The organism is Myxococcus sp. CA033, from assembly GCF_013336625.1.
Lineage (GTDB): Bacteria > Myxococcota > Myxococcia > Myxococcales > Myxococcaceae > Myxococcus > Myxococcus llanfairpwllgwyngyllgogerychwyrndrobwllllantysiliogogogochensis.
Map to the genome: position 1 here is coordinate 1 of NZ_JABUMU010000110.1, position 382 is coordinate 382.

Consider the following 382-nt stretch of genomic DNA (forward strand, 5'->3'; position numbering starts at 1 on the left):
AGGCGGTGCAGGCTCTCGCGCTCCATGCCCGCGCGCTCAGCCGCGTGGGTGACGTTGCCGGAGAACTCCTGCATGAGCGCGGTGAGGTAGTCGCGCGACACGGCATCGCGCACACGGTCCACCGCTTCACGGTAGGGCTGCTTCGCCAGGGCCTCCGCGGACGGAGCCACGGAAGGCGCGGGGGCACCGGACACCCCCAGCTCCGGGGGCAGATCCTCCGGGGTGATGCGCGGCCCGGTCGCCACCGCCGCCGCGCGCGCCACCGCGTTCTGGAGCTGGCGGACGTTGCCCGGCCACGGCGCGCCGGTGATCACCTGGAGCGCCTGGGGCGTGAAGCCCTCCAGCTCCGGCCGGTTCGCGGCCGTGAGGAAGTGCATGGCGA

At 74.3% G+C, this 382-nt stretch carries 1 protein-coding gene; it reads right to left on the reverse strand.

The window, feature by feature from the left end; all coding sequences use genetic code 11:
- On the reverse strand, positions 1-382 hold a 382-nt coding region (locus HUA78_RS45860), incomplete at both ends, for a helix-turn-helix domain-containing protein (RefSeq protein WP_305798556.1).